The 18,468-nt window shown below is 63.3% G+C and carries 16 protein-coding genes; 4 read left to right on the forward strand and 12 right to left on the reverse strand.

Annotated elements, in window-relative coordinates:
* Nucleotides 1-613 precede the first annotated feature (613 nt).
* On the forward strand, nucleotides 614-877 hold the full coding sequence (locus Q0D57_RS04055) for a CopG family transcriptional regulator (protein ID WP_291038549.1): 264 nt from the start codon (nucleotides 614-616) through the stop codon (nucleotides 875-877).
* A gap of 129 nt (nucleotides 878-1,006) precedes the next feature.
* Here Q0D57_RS04055 and Q0D57_RS04060 read toward each other — a convergent pair whose 3' ends face one another.
* Together Q0D57_RS04060 and Q0D57_RS04065 are read right to left on the reverse strand one after the other, a co-directional pair.
* Nucleotides 1,007-2,641 (reverse strand): InlB B-repeat-containing protein, encoded by a 1,635-nt coding sequence (locus tag Q0D57_RS04060; RefSeq protein WP_291038552.1) that lies wholly within the window; start codon nucleotides 2,639-2,641, stop codon nucleotides 1,007-1,009.
* Nucleotides 2,642-2,998: 357 nt separating this feature from the next.
* Nucleotides 2,999-3,538, reverse strand: a complete 540-nt coding sequence (locus Q0D57_RS04065) for a hypothetical protein (RefSeq protein ID WP_291038555.1) — start codon at nucleotides 3,536-3,538, stop codon at nucleotides 2,999-3,001.
* Between the two features lie 466 nt (nucleotides 3,539-4,004).
* On the opposite strand from Q0D57_RS04065, the gene Q0D57_RS04070 reads away from it, so the two are divergent.
* Nucleotides 4,005-5,099 carry an acyltransferase gene (locus Q0D57_RS04070; protein WP_291038558.1) on the forward strand — a complete coding sequence of 365 codons (1,095 nt, stop codon included), beginning with the start codon at nucleotides 4,005-4,007 and terminating at the stop codon, nucleotides 5,097-5,099.
* A gap of 30 nt (nucleotides 5,100-5,129) precedes the next feature.
* Here Q0D57_RS04070 and Q0D57_RS04075 read toward each other — a convergent pair whose 3' ends face one another.
* The 3 genes from Q0D57_RS04075 to Q0D57_RS04085 form a co-directional block, all read right to left on the reverse strand.
* Complete coding sequence (locus tag Q0D57_RS04075; RefSeq protein WP_291038560.1) at nucleotides 5,130-5,621, reverse strand: hypothetical protein; 492 nt, start codon at nucleotides 5,619-5,621, stop codon at nucleotides 5,130-5,132.
* Between the two features lie 248 nt (nucleotides 5,622-5,869).
* Nucleotides 5,870-6,526: a LysM peptidoglycan-binding domain-containing protein gene (locus tag Q0D57_RS04080; RefSeq protein ID WP_291038563.1), complete on the reverse strand. Its 657-nt coding sequence runs from the start codon at nucleotides 6,524-6,526 to the stop codon at nucleotides 5,870-5,872.
* Entirely contained in the window at nucleotides 6,523-7,260 is a 738-nt protein-coding gene (locus Q0D57_RS04085) for a hypothetical protein (protein WP_291038566.1), read from the reverse strand. Before Q0D57_RS04085 ends, Q0D57_RS04080 begins: the two co-directional genes overlap by 4 nt.
* Nucleotides 7,261-7,408: 148 nt before the next feature.
* Between Q0D57_RS04085 and Q0D57_RS04090 the strand changes: the two genes are divergently transcribed.
* Entirely contained in the window at nucleotides 7,409-7,765 is a 357-nt protein-coding gene (locus Q0D57_RS04090) for a hypothetical protein (protein WP_291038569.1), read from the forward strand.
* 611 nt (nucleotides 7,766-8,376) lie between these two features.
* Here the strand turns inward: Q0D57_RS04090 and Q0D57_RS04095 are convergent.
* The 7 genes from Q0D57_RS04095 to Q0D57_RS04125 form a co-directional block, all read right to left on the reverse strand.
* Nucleotides 8,377-8,910 (reverse strand): LPXTG cell wall anchor domain-containing protein, encoded by a 534-nt coding sequence (locus Q0D57_RS04095; RefSeq protein WP_291038572.1) that lies wholly within the window; start codon nucleotides 8,908-8,910, stop codon nucleotides 8,377-8,379.
* Nucleotides 8,911-9,019: 109 nt separating this feature from the next.
* A complete protein-coding gene (locus Q0D57_RS04100) occupies nucleotides 9,020-10,651 on the reverse strand; it encodes a DUF4012 domain-containing protein (RefSeq protein WP_291038576.1) in 1,632 nt (543 codons plus the stop codon).
* A gap of 490 nt (nucleotides 10,652-11,141) precedes the next feature.
* On the reverse strand, nucleotides 11,142-12,449 hold the full coding sequence (locus Q0D57_RS04105) for a UDP-glucose/GDP-mannose dehydrogenase family protein (protein ID WP_291038579.1): 1,308 nt from the start codon (nucleotides 12,447-12,449) through the stop codon (nucleotides 11,142-11,144).
* Nucleotides 12,450-12,460: 11 nt separating this feature from the next.
* Nucleotides 12,461-13,480, reverse strand: coding sequence for a GDP-L-fucose synthase (locus tag Q0D57_RS04110; RefSeq protein WP_291038582.1), 1,020 nt, complete (start codon nucleotides 13,478-13,480; stop codon nucleotides 12,461-12,463).
* Nucleotides 13,438-14,469 carry a GDP-mannose 4,6-dehydratase gene (gene gmd, locus Q0D57_RS04115; protein WP_291038585.1) on the reverse strand — a complete coding sequence of 344 codons (1,032 nt, stop codon included), beginning with the start codon at nucleotides 14,467-14,469 and terminating at the stop codon, nucleotides 13,438-13,440. Before gmd ends, Q0D57_RS04110 begins: the two co-directional genes overlap by 43 nt.
* 34 nt (nucleotides 14,470-14,503) lie before the next feature.
* The gene (locus Q0D57_RS04120) at nucleotides 14,504-15,709 is read right to left on the reverse strand and encodes a glycosyltransferase family 4 protein (RefSeq protein WP_291038638.1); all 1,206 of its coding nucleotides are present in this window, start codon (nucleotides 15,707-15,709) and stop codon (nucleotides 14,504-14,506) included.
* A gap of 70 nt (nucleotides 15,710-15,779) precedes the next feature.
* Nucleotides 15,780-16,583: a glycosyltransferase gene (locus Q0D57_RS04125; RefSeq protein ID WP_291038588.1), complete on the reverse strand. Its 804-nt coding sequence runs from the start codon at nucleotides 16,581-16,583 to the stop codon at nucleotides 15,780-15,782.
* Between the two features lie 97 nt (nucleotides 16,584-16,680).
* Here Q0D57_RS04125 and Q0D57_RS04130 point away from each other — a divergent pair, with 97 nt between their 5' ends.
* Nucleotides 16,681-17,796 (forward strand): glycosyltransferase, encoded by a 1,116-nt coding sequence (locus Q0D57_RS04130; RefSeq protein WP_291038591.1) that lies wholly within the window; start codon nucleotides 16,681-16,683, stop codon nucleotides 17,794-17,796.
* Nucleotides 17,797-18,468: the final 672 nt, after the last annotated feature.

The raw sequence follows: 18,468 nt of genomic DNA on the forward strand, positions 1-18,468 counted from the left end.
CCCCACAGAATAGAGCAGCCGACGCGCCCCTGATCGCACCTCGACCGCCCGCCGGTGCTGGTCAGCCCCGGCGACTCCGCGCCGGCGCGCTCAGCTGCTCCTCCAGCGGCATCCGACCTACCGAGAACCCCGTCGCCCGGTGCACCCCACCACGACCGGCCCAGGTCGAGAACTGGTCCCTCACCCAAGCCCAAGAAGGGCGGCGGTCTCCGAGGCCGCTTACCGAGCCGATGGCACCAGTTCGAACGACAGCCCGGGATTCCCGGTCAGGCCGTCCGCGTCGACGGCCACGGTGATCGGCGACGCGAGAAGAGCCACATCTCCCAAGGGATTCGCCGGAGTGCTGTATTCGGCCACTGCGATCGCGAACAGCGCGGGTCCCCAGTCGTCCCTTTTCCTCCATGGGAAACTCCGGCACGTCGTTGGTCACGGCGATGGTGCCGAAGGCGTAACCTGCGAATTGCGAGCGTAGGTCGAGGGTCACGTTGCCTTCAGCGCCCGCTACGACGTCGTCAGGTGAGAGGCAACTGGCCGTTGATGGGTTGGCTGGTGGTTCACGCGATGCCGGCGACAACGAAAGTTCTGATAGAGGTTGGGTTGAGGAGGTAAGCAGATGAGTGAGTACACCGATGTGAATGGCGCGCCTTTCACCGATGACGACATCGAGCAGTGGGCAGCAGCGACGGAGTCCGAGGAGGGTTACACCGGGAAGCACCTTGGCTCTTCCATACCTGGTCGTCCTGTCAGCGTGGGTGCTCAGGCGCGTCCGTTCACGCTGCGTCTTGACGCAGCGAGGCGGGCAAAGCTGGATGTGGCGGCGCAGGAGCGTCACACCACACCATCCCAGCTCATGCGCGAGCTCATCGACGCCCTCTGACCCGCCCGCGATCTGCACCAGACCAGTCTTCTGGGTGTGGGTGGTCAGTGCGGCATGTCGCGGCTCCGCTCAGAGAGGCATGCCCGAACGGCATCCTTCTGATCCCCCCGCGTGGTTCACCCCACGGTCTCACCCCGCCACGGTCTCCCGGCTCGAACCGATGCCCGCACGCGATCCCCGCACAACTCCGAACAGCCCCATGACGATTAGAGCCGCGCCCCCGATCGGCACCCAGGGAGCCACACCGGAACCCGTGGCGGCGAGGGTGGCGCCACCAGCGGAGCCGGCGGGCCCGCCAGGCCCACCCGAACCCGACCCCACGGGAGGAGCGCCGGACCCGATGTCCGGCGACTCACTCCCGCCGCCCGACGGCGCCCACGCCGCATACACCGTGATCGTCTTCGGACCACCGCCCCCGAGGTCGACGTCCTCGGTCAGCCGAGTGCCCCCATCGGCCTGGGTGTACCAGCCCACGTAGTCGTAGCCCGCACGCACCGGGACAGGGAACGAGACATCCCCGGCGTCGGTGATGGTGCGCGCGAAGATGGGCCCGGTCTCGGCGACCGGCGCAGTGCCGCCGTTGCCATCCCACGTGATCGTCGTGTTGTTGTCGGAGACCCGCTCGGGGCGGTGGACCCTTCCTCCGTTGATGTTCCGGATCGTGCCGTGGTTGGCCATCGTGCCCTCCACCGCGATCTCGCCGCCGTCGTTGACCACGGTCACGCCCTCGGGAACCGTGACCGAGTTGCCGCTCGCGATGTACAGCTCACTCGTGCCGAGCGTGAGCTCCGACCCCGCCGCACTCAGATCGATCGCCACACCACTTGCCGATGACGGAGACAGCACCGAACGGCCGGTGACCGCCAGCCGCACAGGAACCCCCTCCCCATCGCCCCGGCTGCCGGCGCTGATGCCGGCTCCGAGGGGGCCGCCGATTGCCTCGACGATGCTGTTGGTGATGGTGATCGGCGGCATCGGGCCCCTGGCACCACCACCGCCCCCGATGCCGGCTCCACTGCCGCTTCCGGTCGCCGTCACATCGGCGTCGTTGATCCTGATCGTTCCGATCGTGGAGTCGGGCCCGCCACCGATGCCCGCCGTGCCGATGCCCTGCCCACCCGTCGCCTCCACGGTGCTGTGGCCCGTGATCGTGATGGCTCCCTGCCAGACGCTGTCGAACGCGCCACCGATGCCCGCAGCACTCTTCGACGTCGCCGTGACATGACTGCCGAAGTTGAAGTTGCCCACGGTGTTGTAGGTGATCGTGATGTCTCCGCCGGGGCCGCCGTCGATGGCGGATCCGATCGCCGCCGAAGCACTCGAGGTCGCGTCGACCTTCGCTCCGGCGATCACGATGCTGCCGAACCCGGAAGCCTGGCCCGGATGACCGAGCGCAGAAGCCCCGATTCCCGCACCGCCACTCGCCTCGACGATGAGGTGTCCGGTGTGATCGATGTCCGAGTCGGTGACCGTCAGCGTGCTGCCCGGCGGAACATCGATGCCCGCGAACCGATCTGTGCGAGTCAGCTTCACCGTGTGCCCGTTGAGGTCGAGCGTGACCGCAGTGGAATCGCGCACCGCGACGGCGGGATCGGACGCAGTGCCCGTGAGGTCCTGATTCAGCACGATCACCGCGCCGGGAGCGGCGTTCGCGAACGCGGCCGCCAGCGAAGCGACGGTCGGATACCCCTCGAGCGGAGCCTCGACGGCAGGCGCAGCCGCCGAAGCACCCGTTTCGGCATGCGCCCCAAGAGGCACACTCACCAGAACACTGAAGAGTGCTGCGGCGCCCACCACCGCAGCACCTCTCGAAACAGACAGCTTCATGTCGCACCTCATCGGACTCGGGTTGAAACGTCGACGCACGCCCGCCAACACTCATCCGAGCCCGCGCGACGTTGCACGCTTCATGTTCCCCGCCCGGCCGCCCCCGAACAATGGACCTGAGTCGCCTGCCCCGGACCTCCCCGGGTTGCTCGTCTGGCAGTGGGGTGTGCATGATCCGTTCGAGTCATAGTCCCCTCGCCCGCTCCGCGGTCTCCCGCCAGACCCGATGCCTATGACTCGAACGGATCATGCACACCCCACGGCCGCTCCTGTCCGAGCCGCTTCAACCACGATCTACGGATGCGCGGTAAGCCTGATCGACGTCGTGAAACCGACCGCGGCGATGTCGCTGGGCGCTGCGACCGTCCACGTGAAGCCGCCTCGAACGCTCTTCCAGAAGCACCACCTTCCCCGCACGAACCCCTCCCCCGAAACGGCCGAACCGTCGACGACGACGGTCACCTCATCAAGACCGATCGATGCGATCTCCCGTGAAAGGCGATCACGCGCCACCCGATCGGAGCCGGCAATCTCCCACTCCGGATCGAACGCCACCAGAAAGCTCGGGGCATGCAGCTTCAACGGATCGTCAGACCCGCCGTCGCCGATGATCGCGCGCGTCGCGACGCCGGCCGGGCGGTCGGCTCCGGCACTGGATGCGACGACATGGTTGACCTCCACCGACGACACCGCGCCCCCATGCGACCAGATCGAGTACCCGACGATCATCGTGTCCTCATGAAGCGACCGAAGAACCGGCCCCGGGAACTCCCCGACCCGGTCGGCGTTGAGTGGATTCTTCGCCATCTCCTCCCACCGCTTGAGCAGGTTCACCGGTAGGACCACGAGTCTGCAGGCTGGCCGCTCTTGCACGAACCCAGGAGAAGAAGTTGTCGTTTCATGATGACCCTCCTTGGTCACCACCAGCTTGTGCCCCAAGTGGGGGGCGCAGAAGCTGTTGCTTTACCCAAATGGATTGTAGAATGTTCCTCATTTTCGACAGGCGCTTGGGTCACTTCGCGCCGAGAATTGAGCGCACAGGGCATGCGTGCCTTTCAAGTCGCCAATGATTCAACGAGGGTGCCGAGCAAGTCGCGACCTCCAACGAGCACGACAAGCTAGATCCCCTTCGCCTTCATCGCGGCAAGCGTCCCAACAGGCACGCAGTCAGCTCGAGACTGAACCCACGACTCCGGCTGCCGCGATGTTGCGCGGCACAGCGAGCGTCCATGCGTAGCCGTCCCCGGTGCGGGTAGAGCTTTCGCTAGGCTGGCGGCAAGCTCTGGGGGGGAGACCATAGGTGCGCATTCGGTCATTGGACGGACTCCGCGGTGTTGCGGCAGTCGCCGTAGTGATCGGGCACCTCCGACTCATCGTGGTCGACAACTACGAGAGCCCACTCTTCACAGCGCCGGTCTTCAGCCAGGTCAACCGCGAACTCGGAATGATCGGCGGCCATGCCGTCTGGCTGTTCTTCGTGCTGTCGGGGCTCGTCCTCACCCGCTTCGCCTCCCATCCGAAGTTCGACTACGGGAGCTATGTGCTCTCGCGCCTCGCGCGCCTCTACATTCCGGTCTGGGCCGCCGTCGCCCTGAGTTCCGTCTCGATCCTTCTCATTCCTCGCGCCGCGAACGGGTTCGGAAACTGGATCGACGGACACCCAGACACGCTCAGCATCAACGCGGTGATCGAGGACCTCACACTCCTGACAGGGGTCAGCGGCCATCTCTCGCCCCTGTGGACACTGCAGTGGGAAGTGCTGTTCTCGCTCCTGCTCGTCTTCTACATCGCCGTCCTGCGACGGCTCCCGCCGCTGGTCGGAATTGCTGCCTCGATCGTGCTCATCGCGATCGGGTCCACGAGCGAGAACGCCTTTCTCCGCTACATGCCCATGTTCGCGATCGGAGTCTGCCTGGCCTTCGCATGGGACCGCATGCGAGTGATCGCGGAGCGATGGGGTTTGAGGAGGCGCGTGCTGGTCCCCCACCTAGTGGCAGTGGCCGGCGTGGTGCTCGCACTGGCCCTCAACTCTTTGCCATGGCTGCTCGAGGACCTTCACCTGCCCGCAGCCATCATGCCTTCCCTGGGAATGACCGGATCCATGCTCGGCATCGCTCTGCTCATCGTCCTGGTCGGGTTCAACCGGCCCCTCATCCGAGTCTTCGAATCCCGCCTTGCACAGTGGCTAGGCGTGATCTCCTTCAGCATCTATCTCGTTCACGAGCCTGTACTGATCGCCGCCATGAGAGTCGGCGGCGTCTCCGCTGTCTCGATCGGCATCGGCCTCGCCTTGACGTTCGTGGTGGCCGCTGTGTTCGCGCGTTTCGTTGAAGGCCCCGCGCACCGATACTCGCAGAACCTGAGACGCAAGACTGCAGCACAGGTTTCCGCCTGACTACTCCCCCTCCCTGCCACCGGGCAGGTCCTAGCGAGCAGTCAGCAGCATCGGATCGACGGGGCTGTCGGGGACGTCGCCATCACGGAGCGCCCCGACCACAAGCGCTTTGAGCGCCTCCCGCCCCTTCGGCGTCGTACCCTTCCGACCCGTGGGGTAGAAGGCCATCGGCAGAGCTATCACTTCAGCCCCCTGCCGTACGTCAGCCGTCAGTACCGTATAAGGCTGGAGAAGGTTCAGAGGACGGAACTCGAAATCCTCGATCTCCGAGCCCGCAATCGTCGCGACGCGCCGAGGCGTTCTCTCCAGCACCCACAACTCCATCACGCCTTGACGAATGAGCCAGGCGATTCCCCGCACGTCGCCAGTGGCCTCACCCGTCAGCTCTTCTATGGCACGACCTAAGCTCGGCAAGGCCATCCCGCCGACGCTGAGATAGCTGGGATGCTGCTCGTCCAACGCGAAGAGACGCTGGTTGAGCTGCTCGACGAGTTCCCGATCGGCCTTGCGCCCGCGAGCCATGGCCCGTGGCACAGTCCACGCGCTCAAGCACAGGATCAATCCACAACCGAGCACCGCGACGGTAACCCAGATCGTGAGTAGGTCGTACCGAACCGCCACACCATACCCCAGCCCGACAAGTAACCCCGCTCCAAGGACGGCAGCCGCGAGTGCACCCCAAGCCCTCTGCCGGCTCATGCCACCACCCCCACACCTACTATCTCAGCTCCTAACAGCCAGCCGGCGTCACGCACGAAGGTGACACCCCATCAGGGCTGGGCCGTGAACCGCAGCACGTCCCCGGGATAGATCTGCCCCCAGTTGAGAATGTTCTGCCCTTCGAACTCCCCCGAGTCATGGAAGATCTGACGGGCTTCCGTTCCGAGCCGCAGCCCGATCTCGTCCCCCCGATCCCCCTCGGCCACCACGTACTTCACGATCGCCCCACCTTCATCGACCACGACCTCCCCAGCGGCATGCTCCCGCACACCGGAGTCGACGAGCGGAGGCCGATACACCGGCCCAGCCGCCGCCCCCTGCTCCCGGAACAGCACATACTCCCCCGGATGCAGCTCCCCGTCGTTGTAGTCGTGCCGCACCCCGTTCGCCTTCGTGAGCTCGGTCACATCCACCCCGAACCGCTCAGCAATAGCCACGAGCTTGTCCCCCTTGGCCACGAGGTAGGCCTCCACCCTCTCCTGGTCCCCCAACACGGCCTCGCCGCCTGCTCCCTCCCGGGCCCCACCGTCAACAGGCTCGAAGCCCGCCGCCGCCGACGGGGTGGCGAGAGGACCAGCGGATGCGCTGTCCGTCGCAACGACGTCGCCCGCACCGCCTGCCGCAACCTCGCCTACGCACCCCGACAAGAGACTGCAGCAGACGGCTGCCGCGAACCCCCAGGCGACTGAGCGCTCCCATGACTTCATGCGCTCGCCTCCCGTCGAAACTCCGCTTCCAGACTCCTCACGGCCACAGGCCAACGCATCCCGAGCTTCGACCTATTCCGAGGCTGCCCATCCGGCTCAAGTCTTGCCACGAGCTCGAACCCGACGTCCCTCCAGTCCTCGTCGCGACTGGAGGCCTTTCCCGCCGAGAATGCGAGCCCCAAACCGCTGCGAATGTCGGCCCCTCCGAGCCGCTCTATCACTGCCGCCTCAGGAACGAAGTCATCGAACCACTCGAGTCGGTCGAAGACCGCATCCCTGCCGTATCGAGACTCGGATATCCCCACCACCTTGGCGAGGGCGACTTTGCCCGAGGACGACGTGTAGGCGAGTACGGATCCGATCTCGAGGTCGGTCTCGGATCTCCATGGCGCTCGTACCGCGCTGCGAGCCTTCTGAGGCCCGACCAGCTGCCCTCGTAGCTTCGCCAGCACGTCCCGACGTTTCTTCTGATCCTTCACGCTTGCTTCACTCCACCTTCGCGCATCGGAACCGGAATCGATGATCCGGATGGCGCGATCCCTGACCTCGTCATCGAGGCGGCCATAGCGAAACTGCGCGGCCGCGAGTGCAATCCACAAGACGTCCAGCTCATCCTCATCGAGGCCAGCGAACTCCGCGACAGTCCGTCTAGCCGCCTCGACGTCCTCGACCTTCTCCTCGAGAAGCGCCCTGTAGACCGACCGCACATCCTCAGCGACATCGTCCGAGAACACCGCGGTTCCCTAAGCTCCCATTTCGATCTCACTCACTCACATCGGCAGAAGGCGGGCCATCCCCACACCACGGCGCGAGAGAGAGATGACCTTCGGACCCTTTGCGTAGCATCTTAACTTCCAACCGCCTTGCTCAGAAGGATGAACCATGGATGAGGACGACCTACGGCTGCATGACGCCCAACTGAGAAGTTTGTCGCTGGACTGGAAGCGCGGCGAAGTACGCATCGCGATAAGCGCCTGGAACCAGATCGCAATTCAGATCACCGCTCACGGCGCCGTCTTCATCGAGGCCCCACGTCACGAGCCATGGGGTCGGAGCGATCACATCCTGTGCGCGAGCTTCACCGGAGATGAAGATCCTTTCGGCCTGGACATCACAATGCAGAGCGGAGATGTGATCCGGCTCGGAGCAGACGATTTCAGTATCACGTGCACGCGGATCTCGAATCGCCCCCTAAGCGCCGACCCGCGAGACATCCCTATTGGGACAGACGGTGGTTGACTTCCGGACGCCACCGCGTCGAAGGACGAAGCCCTAACCTCTAACCCAAAATCGAACTGGCTAGCCATAACAGCGAACGCGACGCGATCGAGTGCACTTGAATCACTCACAGAAAGGCCGCCCATGTCGCGCACACCCCGCTCCCTGGCCACCGCTCACTGCCGCTACTGCGGCGTCCGCATGCGACAAGCCGCGTTCGTCACCCCGCCGGGCGCCTGTTCCGAAGACTGCGCCGACGAGTTATGGAGCGCAGGAGACGTGCAGTCCGTTGGTCCTTGCGCCAGCTCGCAACCAACGCGATCAACCCGGGCACGACGCTCTTCGATGTGAAGTCAGGACCGACAGGCATCGGCGCAGCTCCCTCTTACGGGTGACTCATTGGGTGAAATCAAGCCAGCGCGACGTAGCCGCCTCGCGCACCTGCTTACGGTGTAGTCACGCCTTTCAAGTCATCTCCCCGCCTGTTGGTCCCCGCCCTCAGCGTCGCGGCGACGGTGACAGCATTTCTCGCCGTGATCACAGTTCTCCGCATGTAGCTACTCCTCCGTTAAACGCCAAGGCCCCCGCCTGTCGGCGAGGGCCCGGAACGTCGGGTGATGTTGGGAGGGTATTTAGGCGGAAGCCTTCTGGCGACGGACGACGGTCAGAACGACGACGAACGCTGCGCCCAGGGCGAGGAGTCCGCCACCAGCCCAGAGGCCGAGAGCCGGGTCCATAGCACCCGTGTTGGGCAGGCCACCGGTGGCACCGGTTCCGCCACCGGTCGAGGTGACCGTGATAGTCGAGTTGGCGATAGCAGCCGACGAGGTGCCGGTAGCGGAGAGGGTGTAGCTGCCCGAAGCGTTCGACGGAAGCGTGACGGTCACCGAAGCGGCACCGGCTGCGTCAGCCTGCTTGATGATTGCGGCGGAGGTCTCCACAGCAGCGACAACCGAAGCGAGGGTAGCGCCCGAAGCGTTCTCACCGGTCAGCGTGAAGGAGACACCCTCGTTGGGAGCGAAGCCCGTGAATGCAACCGTGACGGTTCCACCGGGGCCGACGGTCGAGCCGGGAGGCGGTGTAACGACATAAGCCTGGGCCGCTGCCGGAACGGCAAAGACGGCCAGAACAGCGAGCACAACGCCCGCGAGAGCCTTTTTGATCATGTTTAGAGTTCCCCACCCTTGATTTGTTTTTCGAAGAGGTTCATCGCATGCAAACCGCGACATGCGAGTGACAGTCGCTGTCGGTGACGCAGATGAATCCTTAGCAATACTAGCCGAACTCACAGCCTGCGAAACCCCCGCGTGTTTCCGTTGAGTAAACAGTGGGGTGCACGCCGGGTGTTATTTCGGTCGATATCTTGCTCGATGCAGCGGTCTGAGCCACGAATTCCACAGCTACGGATCGCGTCTCACCGGGCGCTAGCTCCACTGGGAAGCCTGCAACCAGACGGTTCTGGTCCCGCCCACTGAAGGTTTCAGCGCCGTCCAGCCCGGGGTCGAGATCCGTGATGAGTACCGGCTCATCGGGGTCTTCGCCGACAGGCCCATAGATGTAAATGATCGTCTTCACGTTACCCGGCATGACGCCGAAGCTTCCGTCACCGGTCACGTAGGCGGGCAGAACCGTCCCGGCGTCGGGTGGTGCCGTGCTGGTAAGGGTGACCTCGATGCGAATCGTCTGCCGCCCATCTGCACGACACGCACTGGCTTCGACTGCGACCGCAGAATCTAGGTAGAAGTCCATCTTCGCGCCGGTCCCGTCGTTCAAGTAGACGCCGACACCGGTCGAGTTCGGCCCGCTGATCGGAAGCCCACCGGCCAGAGTCGTGTCGGCGAGAACGGCCTGGTCCTCGGGATGCGAACTCCAGATCTTGAATCGCCCCTCATCACCAGCCTGAGCCAGCGCGCTCACGAGCTTCCCGGCGTCGAGATCGCCGGATGACACCCTGTCGAAGACAGCCTTGGCGGCCTCGGCGAACACGGCATCCTGAACCGACGGTTCTTCGAACTGGGCGTAGACGTCGCTCAGCAGGAACTGGACAGCATTCTCACTCGTGAGCTCCACACCCGTGGTCGGCAGCGTGATCGGTCCGGTCGCCTCGAGCAGGTAGCTGAGTGCCACCGGGTCGAACGCGATGGCACCGTCGGTCTGCACGCCGAATCGGTCAGCCCACATCGTGGCCGCGATCTGACCGCTCAGCTCGAACTGCGGAACGAGTGTGGTGTTCTGCACGAAACGGGCCGCGCGGTCGCCGTACAGTGCCAGCGACTCCGGGGGCAGCGGCAGCACGGGGGCGGCGTAGCGGAAATCGGATCCCGAGGCCTGTTGCGTGAGGCTGACCGAGCCGCCGGTGGTGGAGATCTGCGCGAGTGCACTCGTGATGCCACCACCCGACCGAAGCTCGGCAGGGTTCTGGAGGAGCAGCAGATAGTTGCGGTCGCCGTCGGCGCCGAGCATGCGAGGGATGAGGGTGACCGCGCGATCCACACCCTGGATCAGCCTGTCGGCTTCGATGACGGAGTCGCGGAGCTTGCCGACCGCCTCGGAGATCAGGTCGATCGTGCCGTTGGTCTCGATGCCGCGCGCATCGGCGGCTGCGCCCGAGAGCACGGTGCGCGCCGTCGCGACCGTCGGCTGAGCCGCCACGAGCGGCGCCAGGTCGATGGCCCCGTTCACCGGCTGGAAGCTGTCGACACCGATGTCGGACACGTTGGAGACGAGCGGATAGATCGCATCGCTCGCGACCGAGTCCGTGATGGACGCCGCCTGTCGAACGGCTGCCAGATTGGGGCCCGCGAAGGGCACGAACTCACCGAGGCGCCAGATCGGGTCACCCGTCAGGTCGGCTGCCTGCCGCGCGTGGTCGACGAGCTCGGCGGACGTGGTCTTCGCCTTCTCCACATCTCCGGAGGAGAACTCGCTCTGGATCCGGCTCGCCAGCGGGACCGCCGCCTGAAGTTCCTGCGCGGCCAGGAAGCCGCGGACACCGATCCAGGCGATGCCTGCGACCAGCAGGATCGCGAGACCTCCGAGAGACCAGCCGACGATCCGACGCGTCCGACGGGACCTGCTGCGGCTCCTCCGCCGCTTCGACGATCCGCTCCGCGATCGAGACGATCGCGACGATCCGGAGCGGGAGCCGGAGGATCGTGAGCTCGACGACCTCGACGAACCAGGCCGGGAGGATCGCGAACTCGACCGAGAGCTCGAGCTCGATGACCGACTGCTCGAGGTTGATGGCTCGGAGGACTCCGAGGACTCGGACGACTCCGACGACCGCGAGCTGCTGCTCCTAGACCGGGATCGAGGGCGCTCCCCCGGCTCCCAGTGCCGCATCCAGTCGTCGTTGTCGTCACTCACGAGAGCAATTCAACCAGAGCCGACCTGTAAGTCAGGGTCGCCCCATTCCCTTGTAGGTCCAGCCGGCCTCGCGCCAGGCCACCGCATCGAGGCAGTTGCGCCCGTCAACGACCACGGTGCCGCGCGTCAGTTCCGCCACTCGAGCAGGATCGAGAGCCCGGAACTCCTTCCACTCGGTCACCACCACGACGACGTCGGCGTCCTGGAGCGCGACCTCGACCGAGTCGGCGAAGTTGAGTTGAGGGTGCAGCCGGGCAGAGTTGGCCATCGCTTCCGGATCGTAGGCGAGCACGTCGGCACCCCGACCGTGGAGCTGCACGGCGACGTCGAGCGCCGGCGAATCCCGTACGTCGTCCGAGTCCGGCTTGAAGGCGAGCCCGAGGACCGCGACCTTCTTCTGGAAGGGCTGACCGCAGAGGGTCTCGATCACGAGGTCGACGACGCGCTGGCGACGACGCAGGTTGATCGCGTCGACCTCCTTGAGAAACGCGACCGACTCGCCTCGGCCGAGCTCCTCGGCCCGGGCCGAGAACGCTCGGATGTCCTTCGGCAGGCATCCACCCCCGAATCCAACACCCGCGTTGAGGAACCGCCGTCCGATCCGTGCGTCATGCCCGATGGCGTCGGCCAGCTGCGTAACGTCCGCACCCGAGACCTCGGCGATCTCAGCCATCGCGTTGATAAACGAGATCTTGGTGGCGAGGAACGCGTTGGCGGCGACCTTCACGAGTTCCGCCGTGGCGTAATCTGTCACGACCAGCGGAGTGTCCTCCGACAGCGCCTTGGCGTAAATCTCGTCGAGCAGCGCTCTAGCGCGTTCTCCGGGCTCTCCCGCGGCGACCCCGTAGACGAGACGGTCGGGACTGATCGTGTCTTGCACCGCGAATCCTTCCCGCAGGAACTCGGGGTTCCAAGCGAGGGAGGCTCCGACGGTCTCGACCCGAGCGGCGAGTGCCGCAGCGGTGCCTACCGGGACCGTCGACTTGCCCACCACAAGATCGCCCTCAGCAAGGAACGGGATGAGTGCATCGACGGCCCCGTTCACGTACGTGAGATCAGCCGCGTACTCACCTTTCTTCTGCGGTGTTCCCACCGCGATGAAATGAACTACTGCTCCTGCAGCATCGGCCATCTTGGTGGAAAAAGTGAGCCGTCCAGATTCCCGCGCTGAGGTAAGGATCTCCGGCAGACCGGGCTCATAGAAGGGAGCCCGACCCGCCGACAGCATCTCGATCTTCGCGGCGTCGACATCGATACCGACGACCTCGTGCCCAAGTTCCGCCATGGAGGCCGCATGCACAGCACCCAGGTAGCCACAGCCGATGACAGAGATCTTCATGTATTCCTGGCCTATTCGCGAATCGAGTCGACGTGCGTGCGGTACCACTCGACGGTCGAGCGCAGACCCGACTCGAGGTCAATCTTCGAGGTCCAGCCGGCGTCGGCGAGCTTCGAGACGTCGAGCAGCTTCTGCGGAGTGCCGTCGGGCTTCGTCGTGTCCCACTCGGTCCGGCCTTCGAAGCCGACGACATGCCCTATCGTCTCGGCGATCTCTTTGATGGTCACGTCGGTCCCGGTGCCCACGTTCACCTGGGCGGGCCCGTCGTAGTGCTCCAGCAGGTGCAGGCAGGCAGCCGCCATGTCGTCGACGTGCAGGAACTCGCGCCGAGGGGTGCCGGTTCCCCAGTTGGTCACGACTTCGGCGCCCGACCTCGTCGCCTCGTCATAGCGACGGATGAGGGCAGGCAGCACGTGCGAGCCCTTCGGCGAGAAGTTGTCACCGGGCCCGTACAGGTTGGTCGGCATCGCGGAGATCCACGGCTTGCCGTATTGACGGCGCACCGCCTGGATCTGGAGGATGCCGGCGATCTTGGCGATCGCGTAAGCGTCGTTCGTCTCCTCGAGGTGCCCGGTGAGGAGGGAATCCTCCCGAATCGGCTGCTCGGCGAACTTCGGGTAGATGCAGGACGAGCCGAGGAAGAGCAGGCGATCGACGCCCACCTCGAGCGCTGCGTCGAGAACGTTGACCTGGATCTGCATGTTCTCGCTGAGGAAGTCAACCGGGTAGGTGGAGTTCGCGAGGATGCCGCCGACCTTGGCCGCGGCGAGCACGACGTTCGTGGGCCGGGTCTCCCGGAAGAAGTCGAAGACCGCCGAGCGGTCCTTCAGATCGAGTTCGCCTGACGTGCGCCCGATGAGGTTGTCGAAGCCCTCGCCCTCGAGCTTGCGCCAGATCGCAGACCCGACGAGGCCTCGGTGGCCCGCGACGTAGAAGGGCGCTTGCCGGTCAAGCTCGCGAGCGGTGAACTCGACCGAATCGGTGGCGGTCACGCGGTGCCCCAGCTCGCGAGCTTCACCTGGTCGATCCATGGCTTGCCGGCGTGCTCGAGAGCGGCGATGTCGGCGTCGACCATGATGCGGGCGAGCTCGGCCGTGTCGACGGTGGCCTCCCAGCCGAGCTTTTCTTTCGCCTTCGAGGCATCTCCCACGAGGGCGTCGACCTCGGTGGGCCGGAGGTAGCGCTCGTCGAACCGTACGTGCTTCTCCCAGTCGAGGCCGGCGTGCGAGAACGCGGTCTCGAGGAAGTGTCGCACCGTGAAGTTGCCGCCGGTCGCCAGCACGAAGTCGTCGGGCTCGTCGGCCTGCAGCATCCGCCACATGCCCTCGACGTACTCGGCCGCGTAGCCCCAGTCGCGAATGGCGTCGAGGTTGCCGAGGTACACGTGGTCCTGCGTGCCAGCCTGGATCGCGGCGACGGCCCGTGTGATCTTGCGCGTCACGAACGTCTCACCGCGGCGAGGGGACTCGTGGTTGAACAGGATCCCGTTCACCGCGAACATGTCGTACGCCTCGCGGTAGTTCTTGGTGATCCAGAAGCTGTAGAGCTTGGCCGCACCGTACGGCGATCGCGGGTAAAAAGGCGTCACCTCGTTCTGAGGCGGTGGCGTGGCTCCGTAGAGTTCTGACGAGGACGCCTGGTAGAACCGCGTCTCAATTCCAGCTTGCCGGACAGCTTCCAGCAGACGGATGGTGCCCGTTCCGGTTGTGTCCGCAGTGTGTTCTGGCTCGTCAAATGAGACCCGTACGTGAGACTGAGCGGCCAGGTTGTAAACCTCTGTTGGCCGGATTTCCGCGAGAAGAGTCGCGAGACGAGATCCATCGCTCAAATCTCCGTAGTGCAGAAAGAGTCTCGCGGCCGGGTCGTGAGGATCGACGTAAAGATGATCGATTCTCGAAGTGTTGAAGGTGGATGCACGGCGTATGAGGCCGTGCACCTCGTACCCCTTACCCAACAGAAGTTCCGCTAGGTAGGAACCGTCTTGCCCCGTAATGCCCGTGATGAACGCTCGTTTAGTCACCTGATCCCCAATTCTTCCCGGAACTCAGGCAGCCCTAACGGCCGCGCTTCGCTGCCAGGCTTCTTACTAACTCAGCATACTGATCGAACGCGGTCGACTCGTCCAGTGCGGAGTTTCGAAACTCTAGTCCGCGCGCTCCTAATCGGTAGCGCTCCTCCTCGTCATCGCCCAGCCGCTGTGCGGCATCATGGAGGGCCGCGGGTTGGTCAGGATCAACTCGGATCCCACCGCCAGAACGGGAAAGCTCTTCGGCCGTGACGCTAGCCGCATCGGTAGAAGCGAGAACCGGCTTCGCTGCGTTGAAGTAGGACGTGAGTTTACTCGGCACCGACATCTCGGAGAGATTGGCCTGCTCGTTGACCAGCAGAATGTCCGCTGCGCCCAAAGCCTCTTGAAAGCGGGCCTCTGAGAGCGGAGGGAGAAATTCGATCCGTTCAACGCCGCGAGCCAGTTCCTCGAGGTGAGTGCGCTGGTTACCGTCACCCATTAAGACGAAGCGCACATTTGATCTCTTCTTATCGGCATACTTGGCCGCTTCGATCACGTTCTCTAGCCCCTGCTTCACCCCCATATTGCCCGCGTGCAAGACGACTACTTGGTCGTCTGCCCACCCCATTTCCCCGCGAACTCTTGCACGGTCGATAACTGGAGCTCTCTTCAGGTGAGTCCAATTGCGAATGACGACGATTTTCTTCGAGTCGACGTTCAAATGGTCAATTAGGTAGGTGCGGAAGCGATCATGGATCACGACGACTGCGTCTGCCGATCCCAGAGCGTAACGTTCTACCGTTCCGATGCGACGAGCGACGGAGGCCGAACCCGTACCTGTTTCGGTAATGCCAAGCGAGTAGATATCCTGCACCCACACGATGGAACTCACGTGTCTTCGCAATAGCCTCCGCTTTATGGTCGCTACGGCGGTCGCGAATAAGGCTGGCGATACAAACAGCACCACGTCCGCGGCCCAATGTTCACACACTGCGCGAACGCCGAAACTCAATTCCGAAAGCAGACGTCGCAGCGACGTCAATTTCTTGGGTACGAAATGGCGAAGTCTGACGACTCGAACCCCGTCCCGGATGTCACGACGTCTCCATTGACCGTACCCATCCCGAATTTTCCACTCCGGATAGTGCGGATGAGCTGTCAGCGCCGTCACCGGGAACCCTCGCTCCGCGAGTCCTCGCGCTAACGCACCGGTATAGGGAGCGTTCCCGGTCGGCTCAGGGGGGAAGTTCATCCCAACGATCAACACCCGTGCGTTTTTGTCTGTCACTTGACCCGACCTTTCAGCGAATGCACAGATGCCACTATCTTGAGCCAGTCAGTGATCTGATTAGCCAACGAATCCTCGACGGCCTAGAGACAACTCTCAGTCCCATCCTGACGGCGGTTCTCGCCCGCTCGGCCGTGAGCCGGAGCCTGCCGATTGGAACGAGTTCGATTGAAGGAGAGAAGCCGGTGACTTTGCGGGGATCAGCCCTGACACCCTTGATCGAGTTGGCAAGGTTTTCGTCGTGAACTATTTGCATCCACAACGGGGACAGGCGGACCTGCTGGATGCTACCGAGCTCGCGAAGCTGGTCGTGCTGGCGTTCAAAAACTGTTCTGGGCGAACTTCCTACCTCCACCTGCTCCTGCCTCGAAATAAACGGGTTTGACGGGTCCAAGCGGCTATAGACCCTACCCGCGCTGTATTGGAGACCGTTTGTGAGGTTCAGGAACTCGGCGTTGCTTGACTTAGCGGCGTGTTGAATCGCTTCGACGAAGTCCTCCGCAACAGCGTCGTCGTTGTCCATTCGAGTTGACAGAAAGCTATACGCCTCATTTTGCGGAAGCCTGAGGCTCTGAATCAACTTGGTTGCGTCGAACTTTCCGGAAATCCATACCGGTTCGAAGAGATTGCCCGTGCGATTTTCGATCTCAGTTCTAAACCATGCGGGAGATCGGTCGTCAAAAGCAACGACCCACTTGAAGTCCTTGACGGTCTGCCGTATCACAGAGTCAACGGCGAACCGTTCGAATAATGCGAGCCGACTCGATAGCCATGCGTCGGAGGTTGGAAGGGCTTCGCTAGACAGCGCGACATTGAATCTCGTAAAGAGGTAGTGCAAGCGTGCTGTCAATCGATCCCCCGCTAGGTGTCCTTTACCTCAGGCTGCCCCAGCCTGCGCAGCTATAAGCTATCCCACGACGTGCAAAGGGGCTCGTATGGAAGCCAAAATTTGCATTCGAGGGGGCACATCAATGCTGCATGACCACGACCGACCACGCATGGTGGTTCACCAGCTAGCTCTCCCCCACTACCGCCAGGCGCTGCTGGACATTCTCGCGGAAGCAAATGACCAAGGTGTACTCTTCGAGATCGGCGACTCGCAATTCTACGAGGGGGTCACGGCTGAGGTGTCGGGGGAGAATGTTGTTGATACAGGACGCAACATCTTCATTTTTAAGCGCCGTCTCGCCATTCAAAGAGTCAACCTGAGGCGAGCATTCAGCAGCAAGACAACCGTCATTGAACTGAATCCTAGAATTCTCAACGCATGGCTCGTATTGGTGGTCCGTCGCGTGATGCGCCAGCGTACCCTCTCGTGGGGTCACGTCTTCCCTCGAGCAGGGCGTAGCAGCCGCACTGAAATGTTGCGTAGGCGAATGCGATCCCTCACGTCAGGAATGATCGTATACACCGAATCGGAAGCGATTGATTTCAAGTCACTCCATCCTGGCAAAGAAGTGTATGTGGCGAGCAACGCCATCTATCGCGAGTCGGAGATGGTGCCGAAGCCGGCAACCTTAGGCACCGATTTCATCGTGATTGGACGGCTCGTCGATGGAAAAAAGCCTTTGCTTGCGCTGGACGCGTTTCGGCTCGCGGCTAGTTCGATGCCCGATGCACGGTTGGTGTTTATCGGTAAAGGCCCCTTAGAAAAGTCACTCGAAGAAGCTATTGACCGAAACCGGCTACGAGACCGCGTTGAACTGCTTGGGCACGTGACGGAATGGAGCGTTCTGCGTGACCGCTTCCATCGCGCGGTAGCGATGCTCGGTCCCGGTTACATCGGGCTAAACGCCACGCAGTCTTTGGGATTTGGAATTCCAGTAGTCTTCGCTAAAGACGAGCCGCACGCACCTGAAATCGAAGCGTTGAATCAAACGAATAGTGCAACCTTTAGCAAAGACGACGCAGAGGGACTAGCCCGGACCATGGTCGATTTTTGGAAGGCCCGGGCGGATTGGGCACGGCGAAGCCAAATGATGTCCGATGCAGTCCGAGCGCGCTACTCCGCAGAAGCGATGGCGGCGGCATTCGTAGCCGCCGCTTCCTAGACCTGCTTACGGCTCGCTACCCGCGCTAGCGCAGCCTCCATGAGCTGTCGAGGGCCGTCAACAATGTGTCCGCCCCGGGAGGTATAGCGCCTCCCATTCGATCCAGAGGCACCTATAAACAGCGGCTTCCGGGCGAACCGAAGAATAGACGTCCTCCCAAGGGCAGCTGCATACGACAATTCCGCTGCACAAGCTCTTTCGATGTAGGATCCTGCCTCGTCATCTACCTGATTCGATGCTGGCAAGATAGTGCCTTCCCAAATTTGGCGGGACGCTCCCATCAGTCGTGTATCCGCCCAGGAGCGATCGGCCATCATCCTCACGCGGCATGCGGTCTCTGGCACCGGCTCGACGATTCTTGCCGCGTTCGCTAGCCTGAGTCGCCCTGTGGCCTTATAAATTGTCGCAGTGGATTCAATCTCAGGTTCGCTAGTCAACACATGCCTGATCGCCCCCCACTCCATTGCGCCTTTGCCCAGCCGTATCTCGCCAGGACTCGGCGAGTACGAATGTACGGTAACGTTGCTGCGCCGATTGGCCGGGACTTCCCCGAGCAATTCCGCTCCATCCGCGCCGCTCGTCTCAACCACGATCAATTGACTGACTACGTCTTGAGGCAGTAGAGACCACGCTTTGATGCTCAGCCGGTACTGCCGGAGCCGTTCTGCTGGA

It is taken from the genome of Herbiconiux sp. (assembly GCF_023264895.1).
In the GTDB taxonomy this organism is placed as follows: domain Bacteria; phylum Actinomycetota; class Actinomycetes; order Actinomycetales; family Microbacteriaceae; genus Herbiconiux.

Coding starts and splice junctions, on each gene's coding strand:
- Q0D57_RS04055 (WP_291038549.1), top strand. CDS start 614: ATGAGTGAGTACACCGATGTGAATGGCGCGCCTTTCACCGATGACGAC.
- Q0D57_RS04075 (WP_291038560.1), bottom strand. CDS start 5,621: ATGGCTCGCGGGCGCAAGGCCGATCGGGAACTCGTCGAGCAGCTCAAC.
- Q0D57_RS04080 (WP_291038563.1), bottom strand. CDS start 6,526: ATGAAGTCATGGGAGCGCTCAGTCGCCTGGGGGTTCGCGGCAGCCGTC.
- Q0D57_RS04090 (WP_291038569.1), top strand. CDS start 7,409: ATGGATGAGGACGACCTACGGCTGCATGACGCCCAACTGAGAAGTTTG.
- Q0D57_RS04095 (WP_291038572.1), bottom strand. CDS start 8,910: ATGATCAAAAAGGCTCTCGCGGGCGTTGTGCTCGCTGTTCTGGCCGTC.
- Q0D57_RS04105 (WP_291038579.1), bottom strand. CDS start 12,449: ATGAAGATCTCTGTCATCGGCTGTGGCTACCTGGGTGCTGTGCATGCG.
- Q0D57_RS04110 (WP_291038582.1), bottom strand. CDS start 13,480: ATGGATCGACCAGGTGAAGCTCGCGAGCTGGGGCACCGCGTGACCGCC.
- Q0D57_RS04120 (WP_291038638.1), bottom strand. CDS start 15,709: ATGAACTTCCCCCCTGAGCCGACCGGGAACGCTCCCTATACCGGTGCG.
- Q0D57_RS04130 (WP_291038591.1), top strand. CDS start 16,681: ATGGAAGCCAAAATTTGCATTCGAGGGGGCACATCAATGCTGCATGAC.